This window comes from Mariniphaga anaerophila (assembly GCF_900129025.1).
In the GTDB taxonomy this organism is placed as follows: Bacteria; Bacteroidota; Bacteroidia; order Bacteroidales; family Prolixibacteraceae; genus Mariniphaga; species Mariniphaga anaerophila.
This window is the reverse complement of the sequence record NZ_FQUM01000005.1, coordinates 244,117-266,825: the sequence shown is the minus strand read 5'-3', so window position 1 is coordinate 266,825 and position 22,709 is coordinate 244,117. Positions and strand designations below refer to the sequence as shown.

The 22,709-nt window shown below is 39.9% G+C and carries 11 protein-coding genes; 1 reads left to right on the top strand and 10 read right to left on the bottom strand.

What is annotated here, in order from left to right; genetic code table 11:
* Nucleotides 1–209 precede the first annotated feature (209 nt).
* Nucleotides 210–6,017, top strand: coding sequence for a LamG-like jellyroll fold domain-containing protein (locus BUB08_RS12125; protein ID WP_073002122.1), 5,808 nt, complete (start codon nucleotides 210–212; stop codon nucleotides 6,015–6,017).
* Nucleotides 6,018–6,104: 87 nt separating this feature from the next.
* Here BUB08_RS12125 and BUB08_RS12120 read toward each other — a convergent pair whose 3' ends face one another.
* From BUB08_RS12120 to BUB08_RS12075, 10 genes are all read right to left on the bottom strand, one after another.
* Entirely contained in the window at nucleotides 6,105–9,872 is a 3,768-nt protein-coding gene (locus tag BUB08_RS12120; protein WP_073002119.1) for a glycosyltransferase family 2 protein, read from the bottom strand.
* Nucleotides 9,869–11,266, bottom strand: coding sequence for a glycoside hydrolase family 2 TIM barrel-domain containing protein (locus BUB08_RS12115; RefSeq protein WP_083570740.1), 1,398 nt, complete (start codon nucleotides 11,264–11,266; stop codon nucleotides 9,869–9,871). The genes BUB08_RS12120 and BUB08_RS12115 overlap by 4 nt, the downstream gene beginning before the upstream one ends.
* 162 nt (nucleotides 11,267–11,428) lie before the next feature.
* Nucleotides 11,429–13,144, bottom strand: a complete 1,716-nt coding sequence (locus BUB08_RS12110; protein ID WP_073002117.1) for a glycoside hydrolase family 26 protein — start codon at nucleotides 13,142–13,144, stop codon at nucleotides 11,429–11,431.
* Nucleotides 13,141–15,651: an LTA synthase family protein gene (locus BUB08_RS12105; RefSeq protein WP_073002115.1), complete on the bottom strand. Its 2,511-nt coding sequence runs from the start codon at nucleotides 15,649–15,651 to the stop codon at nucleotides 13,141–13,143. Before BUB08_RS12105 ends, BUB08_RS12110 begins: the two co-directional genes overlap by 4 nt.
* Nucleotides 15,652–15,737: 86 nt before the next feature.
* The gene (locus BUB08_RS12100; RefSeq protein ID WP_262493952.1) at nucleotides 15,738–16,853 is read right to left on the bottom strand and encodes a GDP-L-fucose synthase family protein; all 1,116 of its coding nucleotides are present in this window, start codon (nucleotides 16,851–16,853) and stop codon (nucleotides 15,738–15,740) included.
* 14 nt (nucleotides 16,854–16,867) lie between these two features.
* Nucleotides 16,868–18,049, bottom strand: a complete 1,182-nt coding sequence (gene gmd, locus BUB08_RS12095; protein WP_073002113.1) for a GDP-mannose 4,6-dehydratase — start codon at nucleotides 18,047–18,049, stop codon at nucleotides 16,868–16,870.
* 40 nt (nucleotides 18,050–18,089) lie between these two features.
* Nucleotides 18,090–18,449 (bottom strand): BT0820 family HAD-type phosphatase, encoded by a 360-nt coding sequence (locus tag BUB08_RS12090; protein WP_073002277.1) that lies wholly within the window; start codon nucleotides 18,447–18,449, stop codon nucleotides 18,090–18,092.
* 122 nt (nucleotides 18,450–18,571) lie between these two features.
* Nucleotides 18,572–19,339: a heparinase II/III family protein gene (locus BUB08_RS12085; RefSeq protein WP_217651609.1), complete on the bottom strand. Its 768-nt coding sequence runs from the start codon at nucleotides 19,337–19,339 to the stop codon at nucleotides 18,572–18,574.
* A 342-nt stretch (nucleotides 19,340–19,681) separates the two neighbouring features.
* Nucleotides 19,682–21,640: a polysaccharide biosynthesis protein gene (locus BUB08_RS12080; protein ID WP_073002109.1), complete on the bottom strand. Its 1,959-nt coding sequence runs from the start codon at nucleotides 21,638–21,640 to the stop codon at nucleotides 19,682–19,684.
* A 100-nt stretch (nucleotides 21,641–21,740) separates the two neighbouring features.
* Nucleotides 21,741–22,706, bottom strand: coding sequence for an MraY family glycosyltransferase (locus BUB08_RS12075; protein WP_073002107.1), 966 nt, complete (start codon nucleotides 22,704–22,706; stop codon nucleotides 21,741–21,743).
* Between the last annotated feature and the right edge of the window lie 3 nt (nucleotides 22,707–22,709).

Genomic DNA, 22,709 nt, shown 5'->3' with positions numbered 1-22,709 from the left:
CCGTTTCTTTGAACTGCTGATTCAGTGTCAACGAAGAAAATGCCTGCACAAAATGCCTATTTATACTCCCTTTTTTTAGGCAAAAAGGAACAAAGTTCCTACCCCCTTTTCAGCATTTTACCTATTTCGAAACCAGCAACTTAAATAACAGATAAAGCAGGGCCCAGCTTTACTTTTGTCTACAGATTAACAAACAAATTTGTACGACAGTGAAAAATTTAATTAATTTAATTCAGGCAGGGAGGTCCAACAAATCTTCAGATAAGTTTGGACAATTGGGAAAAGGAAGTATTAAGTTGATAGCAGTAGTATTTTTTATATTATCAACGTTTGTTGGTTACTCTACAACTTATTATGTAAGTTCATCAACCGGTAGCGATTCAAATTCGGGTACCAGTGAAAATTCAGCATGGCGCAGTTTAGAAAAAGTAAATAGTTTTACTCCAAAAGCTGGTGACCAAATATTATTTAAAAAGGGAGACGAATGGGTAGGCACATTGCAGGTCAATGGTTCAGGCACATCAGGCAGCCCTATTGTTTATGGAGCTTATGGAACAGGAGAGAAACCAAAGTTTTATGGTTCAGAAGTTATTACAGGCTGGACAAAGCATTCGGGAAACATTTATAAAGCGAAAGTAGGTTCTTCTGTTAGCCAGTTATTTGTAAATGGAGTAAGGGTTACCGTAGCCAGATATCCCGATAATGGATATTTTTATATCGACAATGTGAACTCACAGACCTCATTCACCTGTGACGACCTGAATTCTGGCATTGATTATTCGGGTGCATTATGTCACGTTCGTAATTATTTGTGGAGTATGGATGAAGAAATCGTATCTTCCTCAAGTAGTAAAACATTGAATTTGGGAGGCGACCCATATGGAACTATGGTTCAGGGAAATCCTTTCTTCTTAAATAATAAACTGGAGTTTTTAACCCAGGCAGGCGAGTGGTACTTTGATGAAGGAACGAACACGGTTTTTTTATGGACACCAAAAGGAGATTCTCCCTCCAATTACGAAGTGAGAGGCTCTAGTGTTGAAAACTCTGTTTATATAAATGGGAAGGATTACATTGTGATTAATAATTTGAATATACTTCAGTCAAAATCACACACTGTTTATGCTCGTTCTTCTGACTATCTAACTATTAGTAATTGCAATGTTGAAGATGCAGATGGCTATGGAATATACGGAGTTAGCTGCCTTAATGCGGTAATTGATTCCAACACATTAACCGGCAGTATTGGCGATGGAGTATACCTAAACAATGAAAATAAGTCTAACCAGGGACCGGTAACTATTACCAATAATACCATCAAGGATGTATCAAAATTTTCTGACATTGGCGTTGCCGGCATGTATTACGGAAACTCAATATTTACCAAAGCGAACGATGCGGTAATACGGTACAATCGGATATTAGATGCCGGTTATATAGGAATTCAGTTTTATGGTCAGAATTCAATAGTTGAATACAATTTTGTAGATGGATATTGCCAGACATTAACAGATGGAGGAGGCATTTATACTTGGGTTGGGCAAACAAACAATGCACCCCGTCCTGTTAATTCAAAAGGCTCAGTTATCAGAAAAAATATTGTAATTAACGGGAATGGAGACGGTACCGGTTATAAAGAAATTTATAATAATGATGCAGGAACATACGGGATATACTTAGATGAAGCCTCTGAGGGTGTATTGGTTGAAGGTAATACGGTAGCCAAAAGTTCAGGACATGCGTTGTTTTACCACCAGACTATCGATATTGTGTCTAAAAATAACATCTTGTTTGATAACCCTAAAGGCTTTAGAGAAAAACACAATAAATACTTCAGTAAAGGGAATCAATTTGTTGGTAATGTTGTATGTAATATTGAGACAACAACGGATTGGTATAATGATACTCCACTTAGTTCTCAAATGGCAACATTGAACCCTTCAACATCCGAAGCAGTTTTGGATAATAATGTTTATGTCGATAGACACAGAACTAATGTTTTTCGTGATTTGAATACCTTTACTTTTGTTAATTTTTCATCGTGGCAGGAGTTAGGAGAGGATGGAAATTCTAAACTTATAAATGCTAAGCTTTCAATCGGAGAAACCGAGCAATTGTTTTATAATGATACCAAGCAAAACAAAACTTTTAACTTAGGGACAACTGTTTATAAAGATATTTACGGGAAAGAAGTTACCGGGAAATTGGTTCTGGAACCGTTTACTTCTGCAATTTTGGTAAAAACTACAAAAACAGCACAAGTTAATCAAGCTCCGGTTATAAATAACCAGGTGTTTAGTGTTGCTGCTCCTTTGAAAGCGAATGACCTTATTGGTCAGGTTATTGCCAGCGACCCCGATGCCGGCCAGGTGCTTAATTATTCAATCGCACAGGGAAATGAAAAAGGGTTGTTTGTGATTAATACTTCTACCGGAGAATTGTACACAACAACTGAGGTTTCAACAACCAGCGACCAAACCTACAACCTGGTAGTTGAGGTTGTTGACAATTCAACCAGTCCTTTGACGGCAGGTGCTGAAATAACCATAACAATAATTGGAGCAGTGGTGGAGGAGCCGAAGGTTGATGTTACTTCACCTGTTATTTCTGCTTTCGGGGTTCCTTCCGAGTCAGTTTCGCTCTCAGTTCCGGTATTTTCGTTTGAAGCGTCAGATAATGTATCAGTTGCCGGATATTTGTTAACAGAAACCTCCCAGGAACCATCATTAGAAGATGCAGGCTGGACTTCAACTTCTCCCGAAGAATACACATTTTCTTCCGCCGGTACATATAAATTGTACGCCTGGGTAAAAGATTCCGCCGGCAATATTTCCGAGCCGTTTGTTGTAACAGTAACAGTTATTTTACCTGATTTATCTCCGGTTTATTCCGAGTATTTATTTGAAGAAGGTGCCGGAAACGATGTAATTGATTCCGAAGGTTCCAACGACGGAGTATTGGTAAACGAAGCAGTAAGAACATCAGGCGCCAGCGGTATGGGATTGCAATTTTCAGGGTCTGGCCATGTTAGTTTGGGAGAGTGCTTTGGGGAAAATGTTCAGGAAGAAGTAACCATGAGTGCATGGTTGAAACCTGCCACAAGCAGCTCGGGTTACCAGGGCATTGTAATGCATGGAGGCCCAAATACAGATTCTTATGCATTGTACATATATCCCAATACAAAAACTATCGGTTTCAAAACAAGCGGAACAACTTCTTCGTGGTTTTCAGCAGGAGGTGTAGAAGAATTGTGGGATGGCAACTGGCACCACGTAGCAGTAACCTACAATGGTTCAGAAAAGGTAATTTACGTAGATAACGTAGCAGTAGCAACAATTTCAGCCACCGGGTCTATCGATTCAGGTTACGGATACAATTTGCTGATTGGCGCAGGTCGCGACGAAGAAGTACCAACTCTTCTGTACGAAGGGATGTTGGACGAAGTAAGAATATACAATTATGCACTGACAGTATCAGCAATTGGAGATTTGTACCATCCGGTAAACAGGGAACTGAATAAAATTGCTACAGAAGAAGAAGTAACCATTTGCGAAGGCAGTGAATACATGGGTTGGACAGAGGCCGGAGAATACGAACGTACACTGCAACGTATTTTGGCATCCACTTCCGGAGCAGACAGTGTTGTAACTACCACACTTTATGTGACTCCTGGTTACACGGTAACAGAAACAGCAACTGTTTGCGAAGGCGAAACCTACACTTTTGGAGGTCAGACTTTAACCGAATCGGGCGAGTACACCGAAGTCTTTTCAGCTCAGAGTGGTTGTGATTCAACAGTAGTGCTGACATTAACCGTAAATCCGGTTTCTAACACTGTTGAAGATGTTGCGATAGTAGAAGGCGAAAGCTACAACGGCTGGACCGAAACAGGAGTTTACGAACGTACACTAGTTTCGGCAACAGGATGTGATAGTGTTGTGGTCACCAATTTGAAAGTGTATGCAACCGTAGTTACAGAAGAAGAAGTAACTATTTGCGAAGGCGAAACCTACAAGGACTGGACTGAAACTGGAAGTTACGAACGTGTTCTACAATCAGTTTCGGGAAGCGACAGCATCGTTGTTACTAGTTTGACTGTTAATCCTGTTTACAATGTTATAGAAACAGTTTCTGTTTGCGAAGGCGAAACCTACACTTTCGGTAGCCAGACTTTAACCGAATCAGGTGAGTATACTGAAGTATTTTCAGCTCAAACCGGTTGCGACTCAACAGTAGTGCTGACATTAACCGTAAATTCGATTTCTAACACTGTAGAAGATGTTGCAATTGCGGAAGGCGAAAGCTACAACGGCTGGATCGAAGCAGGAGTTTACGAACGTACACTGGTTTCGGCAACAGGTTGTGACAGTGTTGTGGTTACCAATTTGAAAGTGTATGCAACTGTAGTTACCGAAGAAGAAGTAACAATTTGTGAAGGCGAAAGCTACAACGGCTGGATTGCAACCGGCAGTTACGAACGTGTTTTGACATCGGTTTCGGGAAGCGATAGTATTGTTGTTACCCGTTTGACGGTGAATCTTGCTTACCATGTTACAGAAGCGGCTTCTGTTTGTGAAGGGGAAACCTACTTCTTCGGCGGTAAGGCGTTAGGCAAATCAGGCGAATACACCGAGGTGTTTGAAACGCAAACCGGTTGTGACTCAACAGTAGTGCTGACATTAACAGTTAATCCAGTTTCTAACACTGTTGAAGATGTTGCAATAGTAGAAGGTGAAAGTTACAACGGCTGGACCGAAGCAGGAGTTTACGAACGTACACTGGTTTCGGCAACAGGTTGTGATAGTGTTGTGGTTACCAACCTGTCGGTTGAGCAAGGCGAAGTTCAGACTATTGTATTGGAAGAAGGCTGGAACATCATTTCTTCTTACTTGATTCCTTCCGACGATAATGTTGAATCGGTAATGGAACCGTTAAGAAATAACGGCAGCTTGGTAGTTGTTGAGGACGAGGGTAGCAATACTTACGAACAGTTGGATCCGGCTACCGGATGGGTTAACAATATTGGCGATATCAAGAAAACAGAAGGGTATAAAATTCGCGTGAATTCCTCTACCAGCTTTGAAATAAAAGGAAAGAAAGTTCAGCTCCCTCTTACAATTGAACTGGAACGCGGATGGAACCTGGTTTCTTTTCCGCTTAGCGAATCAGTAGATGCAATGCAGGTGGTTCAGTCTTTGATTGATTCCGGAATCTTGAATAAAGTTCAGGATGAAAAAGGAAGGTCAATTGAAAAATGGCGTAGCCGCTGGATAAATGATATAGGTAATTTTAATCCTGGTGAAGGTTATATGTTTTACGCCAAGAAGAGCGGTTCCTTTACAATTTATGAAACAACCAAGAAATCAGCTCAGTTGTATACCGAAAATGCAAAATCGGATTATTTCCATGTTGATTATGAAGGGAATGGTGTTGACCACATGAACATTAATATTGGTGAATTAGATGAAGCGTTGTTGTCTGTTGGTGACGAGATTGCAGTTTTTGATAACAATGTGTGTGTTGGCGCTATTAAACTTACAGAGCAGAATTTCGATATGGATGCAGTTGGCATTCCTGCTTCTGCTTCAGAATACAACATGAATAACGGTTTTGCCCAGGGAAATTCCATCCAGTTGAGGATCTGGAAGAACGATACCAACGAAGAATTTGAATTGCCAACCGAGGTTGTTGAAGGAGAAATGGTTTTCAACCGCCAGGGGAGTGTGTTTGTTGCCATTTTAAATGCTACAACAAATATTGGCGAGATAGACGAGCTTTCTTTTGACGTGGATATTTACCCAAATCCTGCCAGTAATAATGTAAACATTCGGTTTTCTGAAATGCCGGACTTCGGCACAACCGTTTCGATTTTAGATATTACCGGAAAACAAGTTATGAGCGATGAAGTAACAGCAAGCCAGGAAGTGTTTGACATTAGTAATCTGCCTTCAGGAGTTTACTTTGTGAGGGCTGAATTCGATAAAAAATTCTCCACGCATAAATTAATTAAACAGTAGTATTTCTAGTTTTAGTATGCAAACCAAAAATGCCGGAGGCTGTGCTTCCGGCATTTTCTTTTTTTGTGTTGAAGTTGCATGAATATTTTAGTCGAACTTTAATGGCGTATTTAAGGTGGTAATAGTTTCTGTAACTGATTTCCCGTCTGAAACGGTAAGTAATAACTTGAAATATTCGTGGTTTTTCGGAATTCTGAGTCGCAGAACAGGGCCGCTGTCAATATCCTTAATGGCAAGATAATTTCCATATTGGTCACATTTTATAAGCGCCCATTCAAATGAAAGGTCGTTAAAGTCCAACCCATATTTCCAGCCTTCACCATCAATATAAAGCATGGAATAGTATTCGAGAGTTAAGTGGTCGTACAGTAAAACTGCAGGCTTCAAAATTCTAACAGTGGGCTTTGTGGTAATTGAATCAGCGTTTTGCAGCGAATGCAATAAAGTGAAATATTCAGTCTTGGTTCGTCCTTTTCTGTCAATAATTCCATCAAAAGTTAATTTGTTGCTTTCGTGCTGATCCTGCCACGAGGTTACAAAAAAGGAAGTGAGCGGGATTGAATCCGGATGCAGGCAGCTGACAAGGTCTTCTGTGTCTATTTCGCTGAAAAGGAATTTCATCTGCGATTTTTTCAGAAAGCTAATCAGTGAATTTAAGTATTCGTTATTGTCTGCAATTAATCCGAAATAGTTTATCCCTTCGACGTTTTGTGTTAGCAATTGAGCATGGTAAACAGAAAGCTGGCTAACTTCCAGATCGACTGTCATTGGCCGCTCAGGATCAATTTTTTTTATTTCAGAAACCAGATTTTTTAGCCAAATTACATATGCGCGGTTTTGGTAAAGTATTTCCGGTTTATGAAAAAAGTGCTGCTGGTTAAATAGCACATCATTCTGAATATTCCAGGAAATAATGTGGTTGTGTTTCCTGTTTTTTCTGACTTCGTTGATAATTTTCTTCTTTAGCTGGGTCGTTTTTTTTTTGTCATTCATAAAGTCGATGTGGGCCGGAATCCAGAAGCCAAAAGAAACATTGAGGTTAACCTCTTTTGAAATGTTTAAAATATTGTAATCGTAAATAGAATTCCCATCAAATTTAATGGAGTTTAGTCCAATACTTTTTATCCTATTAAAATCCTCAGAAAGTTTTCTCCTGTTCAAAACATGATAGTTTTTTTTCCAATCATGGTTTTGTTTCAGGTTAATGCCTTTTATCTCTTTCAAATTAAACCCGTTTGCTTGTTTTGTAATGTTGTTTTCGAGCGTTGGTAAGGGCGAAAATACATAAGCCGGCACTTCTTTGTTTTTTAAAGATGTTTTTATCACCTGGTTCCCGGGGATAGTCCAGTCAAGCAGTGAGTCTGCCTGAAGTCCTTTCGGCCAATTATTGTCTACCTTGCTGTCGAAATAAATTACAGACTTGATTTCTTCGAAATTATCCTGCATTGCAGAAAAAGCATTTTCGATCCATTGATTTTGATCTCCTTCGTCTTTTAATGTTCCGAATTCAGAAATTATTACCGGAGTTGGCGGCAGGTCTTTCATCTGTTCATGAAAAGGCTGGTACAAAGTTTCGAAATCATGCCATTCTCCATCCCGGTTTAATTTGCCGTAGTTAAGGATATTGATTCCTACCCAGTCAACGTATTCTTTTCCCGGATAAAATGTCGACAGGTTTTCGGGCTGCCAGGGATTCCAAATCCAGATTACATTGTGGGCATTTCCGTTTTTGAAGATTTCATAAACGTGGGTCCATGCCTTTTTAAACTGTGAAACAGCATTGTCGCCTGAAACGAACCAGGGGTAAAACGGATTGTCAAATTCGTGGGCAAACCTTAAGAAAACAGGTTTCTCCAGCTTTTTCAGCTTTTCTGCAAACAGTAAAATGTAACTGTCGAAAAAACCATTTTCAATCAGGCTGAAAACATGGGCGCTGTCGTTTATTTCCTGGCTAAACGAATTAAGCCAGGGTTCCCACGTAACCATGGGAATGGCGTTGTTTTGGTAAATCGAGTCAATAATTGCCCGGGGAAAACTCGCTTCAATGTTCTTTTCCCATGCAATGTATAGCGAAACGATATCAAAGTTTTCACCGATTTGGGCAGATACCTTTTTTACATTTTCGAGACTGGTAATTCCATCATCGTTTTGCGGAGTAAAGATACCGATGTAGTTAATTACGTTTTTTTCCTGTATTTCAGGTTTCACTCCTCCCCATTTTACATGTTCTTTTTGATAATAGAAACCACCGGATACGATGAAAATTATTAAGATTACCGGAAGTGCTGCTTTATGCCACGCTGCGTAAGCCACATTCTGAATAGTGTTGATAATCGATTGTTTCTGCTTTTTAAAATCCAGAGAAACTGTTACCTGCTTTTGCTTTTCGTAAGCTAAAACAACTGTAAAAAACATGAAAAACGCATTGAGAAGAGCAAACCCGGACATGAATATAGAAAACGGGGTGAAGTCAGCAGACAGCCCATAAATGACTGCAATAATTGAAAGCAACCCAACTACTATGTTCGGTATCAGTATTTTCCAGTTGGTGATTTTGGTATCTTCTTTTGGCGTGGGTAAATAAGGAACTTTTTTGCGAATGAGTGTGTACATTGCTCCAATAATGAAAATCCACCAGGTGCAAGCCAACAATAGTCCGCCCAGCAGGTGCGCTCCCCGTTCGCTTTTATCCATCACCCACTGCTGTACGTAAAAACGGATGCCCATTGTTGACGTTAAAATGGGAAGAAAGATAAGTCCGAAGTTTATTATGTTGCCTTTCCACGGGGTTGTTGATGTAAATAGTGCGATAACAGGAATTAAAAAACTCAATAATATGGTGAACCCGGAAAGGTAGTGGAGAGGAAGGATTCCGAAATGTATTTTCTGGCGCCATGTAAATTTCCTAAATAGTTTAGGGAAAACAGAACCCAACAACTCCAGAGTACCTCTCGACCATTTTAACTGCTGTTTGTAATAGGAAGTGATGGAAGAAGGGACAAGGCCTTTTGTATATATTTTGGGAACGTAAACAGATTTCCACCCTTTTGCATACAACTGCATTGCTGTGTGCATGTCTTCCGACAATCCCGGCGCGTGTCCTCCAATAGAATCCAGAGCAGCCCGTCTGAAAACACAGTTTGCACCAATTGCATTTACCGTGCCGTAGGAGTTCATCGTCATCATTACCGGACCGTAAAAATGAAATGTTTGCTCGGCCGAGCCTTTGGCTACCAACGATTCCTCAATGTTGTAATATGCCTGAACCGACTGAACAAAACCGATTTCTTCGTCTTCAAAGTAGGGCACAACTTCATCCAGAAAGTTTTCTTTTGGTACGTGGTCGGGATCCAGTATCAGGCAAATATCCCCGGACGCTTGTTTAAGTGCATTGTTTATGTTTCCTGCTTTGGCGTTAATTCGGTTATTTCTCGTTACATGTACTATCCCATTTATTTTGCAGAATTCTATCAGTTGAGGGTCGTTTGCTTCGTCGCATAAATAGGTGGTGTGAGGATATTTCATTCGCTGAATTGCCCGAAGCGTCTCTTTGACCATTTCATAAGGTTCGCCGGGAAAATATGTCGTAAAAACATCAACTGAAAAATTTTTTGTAAGTACAGGTTTTCGAGGAACAGAAATATTCCAGTAATGGTACCAGATATAAATAAGCCTGAAGCTGTCGAACAATAGCGGTCCCATCAGCATCCAGTAAAGAATCTTATTGTCAATTAATTCAGGTTTCAGAAACCAGTAGAAAAAATTGATGATGCTCAGCACCCCAAGGATTATCAATATCCTTAGAGTGACTTTCTTCTTTGGCGACGGTGCTTTTATTATGTTGATTTCGTTCATTTCTTCTTCAAAACGTAAAACGGGGTATTTGTGGTGGCAAAATAGCCATCCTTGTCGTACACATACGCAAAAATCCGGTATGGACCTTCATGCTCAGGTGCAAGGAATGTGACTTCGTTGTTTTTTATTTGTTCAAAACGAACCGATATTTTTTTTGTTATTTTGTGTTTGGCTCCTCCTCCTTCGTAGTTCCAACCTTCCTCGTGTATTTCCCAATGGATTTGTAAGGCTGAGTCTATTTTTGAGTTTAGCAAAACTTCTGCTTTATTTAAAGAGTTCGGAAGAAAAACCATATTGTCTTTCGCTCCTTTTTTGTTAACCAGCATGTATTTTATGTCAGGCGGCTCAAAGCTGGTTGAACTTTTTTTCCATATTTTTTGCAGTTCGCAGTATGCTTGCGATTTTCTACCATCTTCATCAAAAATATTGAACCATGTGTGCGTTCTTTCTTGTTTCTGCCCCCAGAAGAAGACAGCGCTGCCTAATGATTGGCTGTAATGATTTGTAAAGAAAGAATAATTGTCTTTGTATTGTTTGCCTTTGTTTGTGCTGGTTGTTTCTATTGGAGCGCCCCACGAAGTTTTTTCCTGAGCCCAGGGGCCTTCAATTCCCCATTCACTTATGTAAAATGGCTTCAGGTGAATTAATTTGGAAAGCTTATCCAGTTGGGATTTTATTATTTGAGGAGGTGCAAAAATGTTGTAGCCAATAATATCAATTTTTGGAGAATAGAGGTGAATGTTGAGCAGTTTTTTCCAAAACTTGTTTGTAGCAACACTGGTTGTGACAGGATGCTCAGGGTCTTCTGTATGAATAAACTCGATTAGTTCATTAAATGTTCTGATAAATTTTTTGCGTTGAAATAGCACTCGAAATATTTCTACAACATCATCTGTATTTTGAGCAATCCTGTTTTTCGCAAATACAACCGGATACTGAATTTCATTTCCCAGATTCCACATTAACAGTGCCGGATGATTTTTGTGCTGCTTAACAATTGCCTGGATTTCTTGCTTGAGAAGATCGACATCTTCTTTAATTAAATATTGATTGTATGAGGTTTCAAATCGGTATAATGGCAAATCAACAATTACAGCTAAATTGTATTTGTGAGCTTCATCCAGCTTGCTGGCAAGGTTGAGCGTATCATACAGCCTGATTGTATTTCCTCCGCATTCGGCCAGTTCTTTAAAATAGGAGTCTCCGCCGGCACCCTGAATAAAAAAGGGATTACCGTTTCTGAACAACTGATATCCGTCTCTGGTTTTTTTTATATAAACTTTTCTGGTTTCATCAACCGGTTTGTTTTTGTTTAAATTGCGCAGAGAGAAAAATCCCAATAAAATCAGGGTTAGAAATGTTAAGCTGGTATAAATAATCAGTTTAAATTTCATTCAAATTATATTGTTTAAGCAGAAAGAGACTCATTTAACTCGCCCGATAGTTTTGTCCGTTTCATCTGAAAATTTATTCGAAGTTTTGAGTAGTATTTTTTACTACTAGTCCGGTTTTGAGTTTATTGAAACTAAAATAAGACAATTATCTTGTGTTGCCAACTATTCGTTCAGAGCTTCTAAAAAATTGTAAAAAGTGTTTTTTGTGATGCTCCAGTCCGGAGGTTTGATTTCCCCCCATGCTTTGGGAGTATCTGACATATTGAAATAGTTGATGCCTTTTATCTGTGGATTATTGCGGATAATTACCGCAGCTTCATTAAGCCATTTGGTTTGATATTCTTCCGGTCCTTTTACCCCAAATTCAGTTATAAAAACGGGCTTGTCGATTAACCGCAGGCGCCAGATTTTTCGGTTGAATATCTTTTCAAAAGATTCCTGCTTCTCCGGATCCGTGATATTCTTGTCGGGAAGTCCGTAAATGGCAATGCTTACAAAATCCACCAAATCGTTGCCCGGCCACCATTCCAGTGAGCCTCTGTCGCCGGCGGGGCCCCAAATGCGTTTTATGTTTGAAGGCAACGGATTTTTAAAGGTCATAAAATAACGGTACGACGTAATGTAGGTAATCGGATCCTGGCTTTGCCAGGGGTAGCGGGTAATTGGTATTTCCATTTCGTGGGCGTACCTTAAATAAACCTGCAAATTGGTTGAGCAAATTATTGAGTAGAACCGGTTTATTTCATTATCGTATTTTCCATCAGTAATATTCTGAAGCACGTTCCGATCCTGTTCTTCGTTTGGACCTCTGAAAGGCTCAAAAGTCACAATAATACTGTTTCCCCTTTCAATCACTTTTCTGAATTCATTTTCAAATGTGCCGTCGTTAAGTTTGCGGAAATCTGCAAAAAGATGCTCTACGGTCACGGCCTCTTCGTTGTTGAGCCTTTCAAATTCATCAAATATTCCGATTTCAATTTTTTGTCTGCCTGTTATTTTTGTCTCCTGTTTTGGGCGCTCAAAGTTTTCCGGGGAATAAATGATTTTTCGTTCGTTGTCGATTTTTTTTGAGAGTGAAGAGATCAACTGTTCATTAATAGAATCACGATTAGCCTGCTCAGAACCTAAAATGAAGATGGTTTTATCGATAAACCGCAACCGGTGCACCCTTCTGAAAACATCGTATGCTGTGGAGTAATTTTTCGGGTAAACATTCAGCGGAGATTCCGATTTGCTATTAATTGTTACAGATGCAACATCAACAACATCGTCTCCCGGGTAATATTCCATTGCTCCCGGATACCCGGCCGGCCCCCAGATAAGCTTCGCCTGTGGAGCATATTTTTTGCACAACGTAGCAAAATGCCGAAATGCCGGAATGTAGGTTTGGCCTCCTGTTAGTTGCCATGGATAACGGTTTACCGGCACTTCCATGTCGGGGTTCAGCCGCAGGTAAACATTCGGGCGCTCACCAATAAAATCGGTGCATATTTTTTTGATGATGTCATCGTATTTTCCATTTGTAATAGCTGCAAGTACATTGTTTGTATAAGAAGGCAATCCAACTGTTTTCCATGTTTCAATGGTGATTATTATGGGAATGCGCTCCTCAATTTTTCGTATCTCACTATTTCTGATTTTCAGTTTTTTGGTGTTATGCAGCTTTACCGTATAATGCAGATACGAATCAAGAATTTTATTTTTTGCCCCTTGACGAAAGGAAAACACTGCAAGTGGCGCCTCGGAGTTATTTAATTCGATGGTGTTGCTTTTTTGAGGTTTGATGAGCCTGATAATATGCCTGTGATATCTGTACAGGAACAGGGCTAACAACAAAATTCCTGCTAACGTCAAAAAAAGAAGAAGTACTTTTTTCATTTGCCCATTTGTTTTTTGTCGTTTGTTTTCATCAGATTGGAAATGAAATTACCCTGAAATTGAACCCAGGCAGCTATTCGGTTTTTTGCAAAATCCAGTTCTTCTTCCGGAATTAGTTGAGCCAGATTTTTTGTCTCGTGTGGATCCGAAGCAAGGTCGAAAACTTCAACTGAATTAAGAGTTTCGTTAAAAATATATTTCATGTTGTTGTTCCGGTATCCGAAAAGATAGTCGGACCACGGAGCCAGAAAAAAGCCTTCGGTCGAATAAGTGTTTAAAAGATTTCGCCCCTGCCATGCAGAAGGGCAGTCTTCGCCGATAATGGGGAAGACAGTAGTTGCCAAATCTTTCATCCCGGCAATATCGCTTTTGCGTTCGCCCGAAAACAAAACCGGATTAATGAAATAGAGCGGAACCTTGATGTTTTCTTCGTACAACGAAGTTGCGTGGCCGTACTGTCCGTGTTGTCCAAAGGCTTCCCCGTGATCGCCAAAAACAACGACCAGTGTTGTTTCTGCAAGGTTTCTATCTTCCAGAATTTGCATTACATTCCCGATTACCTCGTCATTGTATTTCAGACAATTGAGATATCTGTTGTAATTAACTTCAGAAACATCGAAGTTTTCTTCTTCATCGCCAAAAAAATACGGGTAGTGACCCTGTACTGTCCACATCATCGAAAAAAAGTTTTGGGTAGTATCTTCATCCAGCCAGGAGGCCAGTCTGTCGGCAAGGCACATGTCGTCTTTCCCGTTACCTTCCAGGTAATCAGAATTATCCAAATGAAACTCCTCCGCACATTTTATATTGGCAAAATCCTCAATAACATCGAATCCGCGGTTAGAGAGGAACTGGTTGCAATTTTGGAAATTGAGATCTGCTGTTGAAAAGAATGATGTTCGGTAGCCTTTGGCTTTTAGTTCTGACGAGATGGTTGGAAGCTCAACTTTCGGCGCCTCTTGTGTCAGGCTTTTATACGACAAATAGGGATAAATTGAACCCAGTATCGATACAAGCGACCGGTTGGTTGCAGGTGCGTGCGCGTACATTTGTTCAAAAATGAGTGCCTGTTGAGCGTATTTGTTGAGGTTAGGACTGAGTTGAAATGTGCCGCCGTACGCATCAAAATATACTGCTCCAGCAGATTCTAGTACTACAAACAGTACATTTTTAACATTCTGATTTTTGGTACTGTCTACGAAAAAATCAGCCGGAACAGCCATCCTCGGGTCGAAAGGATTTGTGTTGGCAGGCAGTTTTGCTGTAAAAAACGAATTGTTTGAATTGGCTTTAAGTATAGAACCGGCCATTACTTTTATTGCGTTGCCCGATTGGCCTTTTGTCCAGCTTGCATCGGCTTTGTAAGTGAGCACAGCCAAAAGGATAGCTGCCACTCCGAGTACAGAGACAGTTGCAATTTTTATCTGTTTTCGTAGGGTGAAAATTTGGTAACCGGTTCGCAGTATTCCGGCAAAAAGAAACATCGCAATAACAATTGATGCCAGATTGAGTACTGTCCCGATATCCAGGTTTTCCTGAAATGCAGATTTCGCTTCGTTGCTCCCTAAAAAGTCAGAATAGTACAACCATTGGTAAGTAAACGGCTTTCCGAAATAAACAACCGTTTTAATGTTGATAAAAGCAATGAGCGTTGATAGTGCGGCAAGAGCAGTAAATGTAACGAATACTAGTTTTTTGATTTTTAGGATTTTGGGCCAGCGGAGGAGGAGGGCGAAAGTGAAGACAATCACCGCAACAACAACAAAATCATCAATGCTTCCTTTGAGAATTTGGGGAATAAGCCGCCAGTTGTAGATTATGCCGGCCAGGTTAATATTAATGATTTCAGACCGGGCGAGTGCATGAAAAGCGAACATGCTCGCGCCAATAAACAGAACGCTTTCTGTGGGGGAGGGGGCGCTTATTTTGCGAAGCCACCTTTTTTGACCCCACTTTAGCGGCAAATAAATGAAGGTGAATAGTAAGAGGATAAACCACCCGTTTTTTACCAGATTAATTTCTTTTTGCGCTTCAACTTTAGAATAGTTGGCCGTTTTAATTATCGCTACAGATTCGTTAGCAATCGTTTTTCCGCTCGAACCAATATCCCAAAAATCCTGGTAATGCCCCTGTTTATTTTTTGTGATCCAGAAGTAGAATTCGAGCGTGGAATTGTGCGGAACTTTTATTTTGATGTTGAAAGTGTCGCCAAAAGCTTTCATCGGATTACATAGAAATCCGTCTTTGAATTTGGTCTCGTCGTTCCACGAAACAGATTCTTCCAGCGGGTAGCCGTCAGTTTTCCACAGAAGATAAACTGATGCCGATTGTGGGGCATAATAACTAATCTGCTGCTCGATAAATCCTTCGGAGTAACCCGCAGAATCTGTTATTAATTCTTTATCTCCGGTTGTGTTCTGCCGGATGTTTTCTGAAGCGTTGCTCCATCCAAAAATAAACAGCAGAACCAGCAGGGGGAAAGATGAGCTTTGAACCCTCGTTTTCAAAATGATGATATTTACAGGTTTAAACCAAAAAGCCCTGACTTCAAATCAGAGCTTTTTTTGAGCCGCAAATGTTATATCCTTGTTTTTTACCGGCCGGTGTACCAGCGGTACATCTTTTCGATGCCTTCTTCGATTTCAATTTTGTGATGCCAGCCCAGTGAGTGCAGCTTTGTTACGTCGGTAAGTTTACGCAAAGTGCCGTCGGGTTTGGCAGTATTGAAAATTAAATCTCCGTTGAAACCGATTTTTTCTTTTATCAGAAAAGCAAGGTCTTTGATGCTGATTTCTTTTCCGGTGCCAATATTTATGTGCGTATTCCGAATCTCTTTTTTATCTTGACCGGCCACGTCTTCAAAATTTACATTTTCTACGATGTAAACACATGCATCTGCTAGTTCCTCGCTCCACAGAAACTCGCGCAAAGGTTTGCCGCTTCCCCAAATTTCAACGGTTACTTTATCGGTGCTTCCTTTCTGAACTACAACTCCGTATTTTGCCAGTAATTTAATAACGTCGCTTTCTGCGGCATCTCCGTTTATTCCTCCGGCAGGCCTTTGTTTGAAATCATTTCTAATGGCCTCCCAGTTGTTCTCTTCAATGCATTTTCCGAGATAAATTTTTCTCATTAATGCTGGCAGTACGTGTGATTTTTCCAAATCGAAATTGTCGTTTGGGCCATACAAATTGGTAGGCATTACCGAAAGAAAATTGGTATGATACTGAATATTATAGCTTTCACACATTTTTATGCCTGCAATTTTTGCAATAGCGTACGGTTCATTTGTGTATTCTAACGGGCTGGTTAACAGACAGTCTTCGGGCATTGGCTGCGGTGCTTCTCTTGGGTAAATGCACGTGCTGCCTAAAAACAGAAGCTTTTTTACATGGTGTTTATAGGCATTGTGAACTACATTGTTTTGAATCATCAGATTTTCGTAGATGAATTGCCCGCGGTAAGTGTTGTTTGCAATAATTCCGCCTACTTTTGCCGCTGCAAGAAAAACGTATTCCGGTTTTTCTTCTGCAAAGAAATTGTCTACTGCTACCGGATCCATTAAATTTAATTCATCGCTTCTTTTCCCGATGAGGTTGGTGTATCCTTTTAGTTGGAGGGTTTTCCATATAGCCGAACCTACTAAACCTTTGTGTCCGGCTACATATATTTTTGAGTTTTTATTCATTTGTACTTTATTGTTTCCCATTTTTTATTTGAGGGTTATTCAAAATAATTTAGTGTGCGATATCCACCGTCACGCAGATAAGCATCTTTTTTCATCAATTCAATATCTGATTGAATCATATCTTTTACCAGGCCTTTTAAATCGTATTTTGGTATCCATCCCAGCTTTTCTTTTGCTTTAGTGGGATCTCCAATTAATAGCTCAACTTCTGTTGGCCTGAAATATTGGGGATCGACGGCAATCATTGGTGTGTTATTGGCTGCCTGCAGGTTGTCTTTCTGAACCCGGGTTTTTAAAGCCTCAAAATATTGCATGCCAACTTTTTTAGTGAATTTTTTTTCATCAATTCCGACCAGGTATCCTTTTTCTTTTTCATTTTTACCGGTGAAAGCTATTTCCAGCCCCAATTCTTCGCTCGCCATCCGAATAAAATCCCTGATTGAGGTGGTAATTCCTGTTGCAATTACATAATCGTCCGGCTCATCCTGTTGGAGGATCAGGTGCATGGCTTTTATGTAATCTTTTGCATGCCCCCAGTCGCGGCGTGCCGATAAATTGCCCATGAAAATAGTGTCCTGCATACCCAGCGCAATACGTGCAATAGCCCGGGTAATTTTGCGCGTCACAAATGTCTCTCCTCTGATTGGGGATTCGTGATTAAAGAGAATTCCGTTTGAAGCGTGCATATTGTAGGCTTCTCTGTAGTTTACGGTAATCCAGTATGCGTACAATTTGGCTGCGCCGTATGGAGACCGCGGATAAAACGGCGTTTTTTCAGACTGTGGAACTTCTTGCACCAATCCGTAAAGTTCTGAGGTTGAAGCCTGGTAGATACGTGTTTTGTTGATCAATCCCAATAAGCGGATTGCCTCCAACAGCCTTAGTGTACCTATCCCGTCTGCATTGGCCGTGTATTCGGGCGTTTCAAAACTTACTTTAACATGGCTCATTGCTGCTAGGTTGTATATTTCGTCTGGCTGAACCTCCTGAATAATTCGGGTGAGGTTCATGCTGTCCGTCATGTCGCCGTAATGCAGAATCAAATTCCGGTTATCTACATGCGGATCCTGGTAAATATGGTCTATACGTTCGGTGTTAAACATCGAAGCGCGGCGTTTAATTCCATGAACGATGTAGTTATTTTTTATCAGGTATTCCGCCAGATAGGCACCATCCTGGCCTGTTATTCCTGTAATTAAAGCTACTTTTTTTGCCATTTTTTTTGTTTTTATGTGTGTATTACGTAATGCGTTGTGTTCATTTTTCTTCTTCCTTTTTTTCTTTATCCAATATCATTTCATAGATTTTTTTCCATTCGGGAATGCCCAAAAGGTTTCTATCATCAATGTATAAATCGGCATATATTTTTCGGCTGTAGGTGTTGTCGAATTCTTCGCCGTCAAAATTGTTGTTCACGGCGTGGAAATGCAAGCCTTTTTTCTCGCAATATTCCACGGCATCTTCAAGCTCTTTGCCTGCGCGGTAGGTCCATAATATGAGTTTATGCCCTTTTTTCTGGAAAAGTTTTAGTGTTTCAATGGCGAATGGAATTTCTTTTCCAATGGCAGGATATTTATGTTCTACAATGGTTCCGTCGAAATCAACTGCTATAATCATTATTTGTTTTTTAGTGTAATTTATCTGTTGCGCAACAAAAACTTTCTGAATTGATTGTACCAATTTATGAGAAAATCGATGCAAGATAAATTACAAATCGGGTTGGTGTGTTTCTCTGCTTCTTATTTTACAAGAATAATGGTTTGAAAAGTTGTTGTGTGTTCAATCGGAGCGGTGCAATAAACGGTTGTACACGGCTCTTTTATTTCTTTGGCGTTTGCAGATGAATTTGACATTTGGGAAATGATGAGACCTCTGATAAGTTTGGTTGTAAACTTTTTGTCGACTACCATATATAACACGTGGCCGTTTTCGTCTGAAGCCTGAAAATTAATAGGGTTGTTCTGCTTTACTGAAGTATTTGGGTGAAAGAGAAACGGAAGTTCGACAAAGAATTGGCCGGATTTGAAACATTCAACAGTGTCGTTTATCCATATTAGATTTTTCGATTTTTCAAAAATAAGCTCTCTGGTATGTTTCACTCCCAGGTTTTTGTATCCGTCGTGTTCGGCTTTTACCTGTATCGTCAGTTCATCAAATTTTGTTTCCAGAATGTTGCTTTTATAGCGATTCAGCCAGGTGGCAGGTCGGGTAATTTCGGATTGGACTTTTTGGTTGATTTTTATAGTATTATGAGAAAACATGGTTGCAAAGTGCCTCCTCCTGCCGGGATCGGATTGATAAGTAACCGCGGCGGGATCTACAAGAAAAGGGCTCTCCCCAATATTTATTGCGATGGAAAGCGCATCTGTATGTCCGTGGGCTGCTTTTGGAACATATCCAGAAGAGGCAGCATTAAAATGCAGGTTAATTTCTTTTTGCCGAACATTGGACCGGAAAACAAATTGTCGTCCTTTTTTGTGAAAACCTGATTCCGGTTTTAATTTCATTTTCCCCAGTATTTCTTTTTGTTTTGTCATTTTCTGCTTTGAAGAATTTAATATTGATCTTAGCTCTTGTATCTCAATAAAAGATTGATGGCAATTTTCATAAAGAATGTTTGGAGTACTCTGATTTCAGTTTTAGCTGACCCAGTTAATGTGGTGTTTTGTTGCTTAATGTGAGTGTGTGCAGGGAAAATTTTTGTTTGAAGGGTAGTAGAGAGGAAGGTTTTTTGCCTGTTGAGAAGTAAAAACGGAAGTTGAAAAAGTTGCAATTTATGTTTACAGGCGGTTTGTGAAGTCAATTTTTTTCGGACGAATCTTCTTTGTATTCAGGCTCTGATTTATTTATCATGCCATTTGGCGGGTTTTTTTTTTGAAGAGTTTTCTGTGTTCTGTCGGAGGAGGAAGCTTTTTTTCTCCGTTGCTGTAGTGCGAGTTCATCGATATAAATTCAGGAACAATGCGCATCATCTGTTCTACCAGTTCTTCTCTGCTCATTTCTTCCAGATTTACGAGTAAATCGGTGATTTCATTCACAATTTGCAGGTCGTGTTTTATAACCTTGCCAATCATAATTTTTTCGTTGTGAGTTGGTTGCAGTGCCTCTTTGTCGCTTAGCAACTCTTCGTAAAGCTTTTCTCCCGGGCGCAGGCCAATTGTTTTTATCTTAATATCAATTTCGGGAACGAAGCCAGAGAGTAAAATCATTTTTTTTGCGAGGTCATAAATTTTAATAGGTTCACCCATGTCAAAAACAAAAATTTCTCCTCCTTTTCCCATAAATCCAGCTTCCAGTACAAGCTGACAGGCTTCGGGAATTGTCATAAAGTAGCGCGTAATATCGCGGTGAGTTATGGTAATTGGGCCGCCGTTCTCGATCTGTTTTTTAAATAGCGGCACAACCGAACCGTTGGAGCCTAAAACATTTCCGAACCTCGTAATAATAAATTGTGTCGTAATTTTTTCTGATTGAACAAGGGATTGGATATACATCTCGCTTATTCGTTTGGTTGCGCCCATTACGTTGGTTGGGTTTACCGCTTTGTCGGTTGAGATGAACACAAATTTCTGAACTCCAAATTCGATTGACAAGTCAGCAAGAATTTTTGTTCCGCCAACATTTACATGTACAGCTTCGCTTGGGTACTCTTCCATCAGCGGCACATGTTTATAAGCTGCTGCATTAAAAACAATAGTAGGAGAGTGTTCGGTGAAAATTCGTCTGAGCTTCATCGGGTTGGTAACATCACCAACGACAACCACAAAATCATTGTGCACTTTTTTTGCCAGAATTTCCTGCTGCAGGTTGTATAAATCTGATTCCGCTTTATCGAAAAGAACAACCCGCTTTACCTTAAAACTAATGAGCTGCCGAACAATTTCAGAGCCGATGGAGCCTGCCGCGCCGGTTACCAAAACCACAGAATCTTTTAATCCTCCTTCAATTTTATTTCTGTCCAGCAGAATAGAACTTCTGCCTAACAAATCTTCGATACTTATTGGCCGAATAGATTTAGCCTGCAACTCTCCGTTTATCCAGTTCTTTACGGCAGGAACCTCTTTTATGGTGAGGTTTTGTTTTAAACATTCGTCTGTTATTTCTCTTTTTCGCTCTTTTGTAATTTTGGAGTTGTCAATAGCCAGAATAATTTCGGTTACTTCGTGCTCAGGAATAATTTTGCTAAAGGCATCTGATGGCGAATAGATTCGTACTCCGGAAATGTATTTGTTCGACAAAGAAGTGTTATCGTCGATAAAACCTATTACTTTGTTGTTCATGGTTGTGTCCATTAGCAACGTGCTTAAGGTTATTTTCCCTTTCCAGCCGGCGCCGTAAATCATTATTTTTTGCGGGTCTTTATGTGATTTTAGCCAATTCTGAAAAATTAGTTTTACCAGAAGTCGCATTATAACAAGCGAAGTAGAGACCAGTAGAAAATGAATAATTATTATTGAATAAGGTATGGCTAAAACTGGAGGAGCATTTAGTTTTCTGCTCACAAAAGAGATGAAAGTAATTGTTAAGGCAGAAAACAGAGTGGCTGAAAGAATATGAACAACATCCTCGGGAGTGCTGTGGCGCAAAATTCCGGCAAACGACTTTGACCTCCAAAAAGCAGTAATAAAAACCGGGAGGATTATGGCCAGGTGCAATATGGAAATGAAAGCTTCTACATCACCCAAATCAAAATTGAACCTTAGAAGAAATGCGATAAACCAGGATATGATTACCACAGTTAAGTCGAAGGCGAATACAAGCCACCTGGGCAAATAGTTTTTCGAAAAATAATGTATTATCCTTTTCATCTTTGCTTAGCTTAAATGTACGAAAAATGTTTGTAAATCATTGTGTTCAATGACAATATGTTCTTTCGTTAGAGGAGCAATATTGATCGCTTTTGACAAATTATCCCATATCGGGACGCAGATTTCTAATTGTTACTAATCGAATGGTTAGGTATACGATGGTTAAAACGAGTATAAATACAAGGCACAGTTGCAGGTTCATTTTATTGCCGGAGATGAGTATTAGTGTAAGAATATTTATTCCGGCCTGCGCAGTTGCATAAATTGCAGAAACAAAAACATGGGGCAATCTAACTTCGTTGCTCAGGTATTGATACAGATGCGTTCTGTGAGCCTGGAAAATATTTTCGCGCTGTAACAAACGGATTATAATTGTAACTGCTGAATCGACACCATATACAGAAACAAGGAGAATGTACTCCAGGCGCCCGGTTTTCATTATTAGTGAAATTATGAACCAGGCCAGAAGAAACGCCATGCTTACACTTCCTACATCTCCTGCAAATGTTTTTGCTTTTTTACGCGCATTAAAAAATGAGAAAATGAGTACAGAAAAGATAAGCAGGATAATCAGGTTCTGAGGCGCAAACTCCAGGGTTTTGTTTAACCATGCAATGGTGCCTAATGAAACTAATCCGTAAAATGCGGTTATCCCGTTAATGCCATCCATAAAATTGAATGCATTTATCCAGCCGATTACAATCAGGTAGATGGCGAAAATGCCATACCACGGCAACCCAAAAATGTGTAGTTGCCAAAACAGAATACTTACTGAAACAAAATGAATAAGTATTCTGATTTTTGAAGACAGCGTCAAAATATCGTCAAGGAAACTAACAACGGACATTAATCCCAACGCAAGAATTATAAACGGCTGATTGAATCCATACATCACGAACCATAAAAACGCTGCTGCCGGAAAAACAATTCCTCCTCCGCGGATAGTCAATTTGGAGTGCGAACTCCGCTCGTTGGGTTTATCAACAATATTAAAATGGGCAGCAATTTTAAAATAGACTGGCAATAGGATTGCCAGAATGATAAATGCAATAATAAAATTTGTCATTTT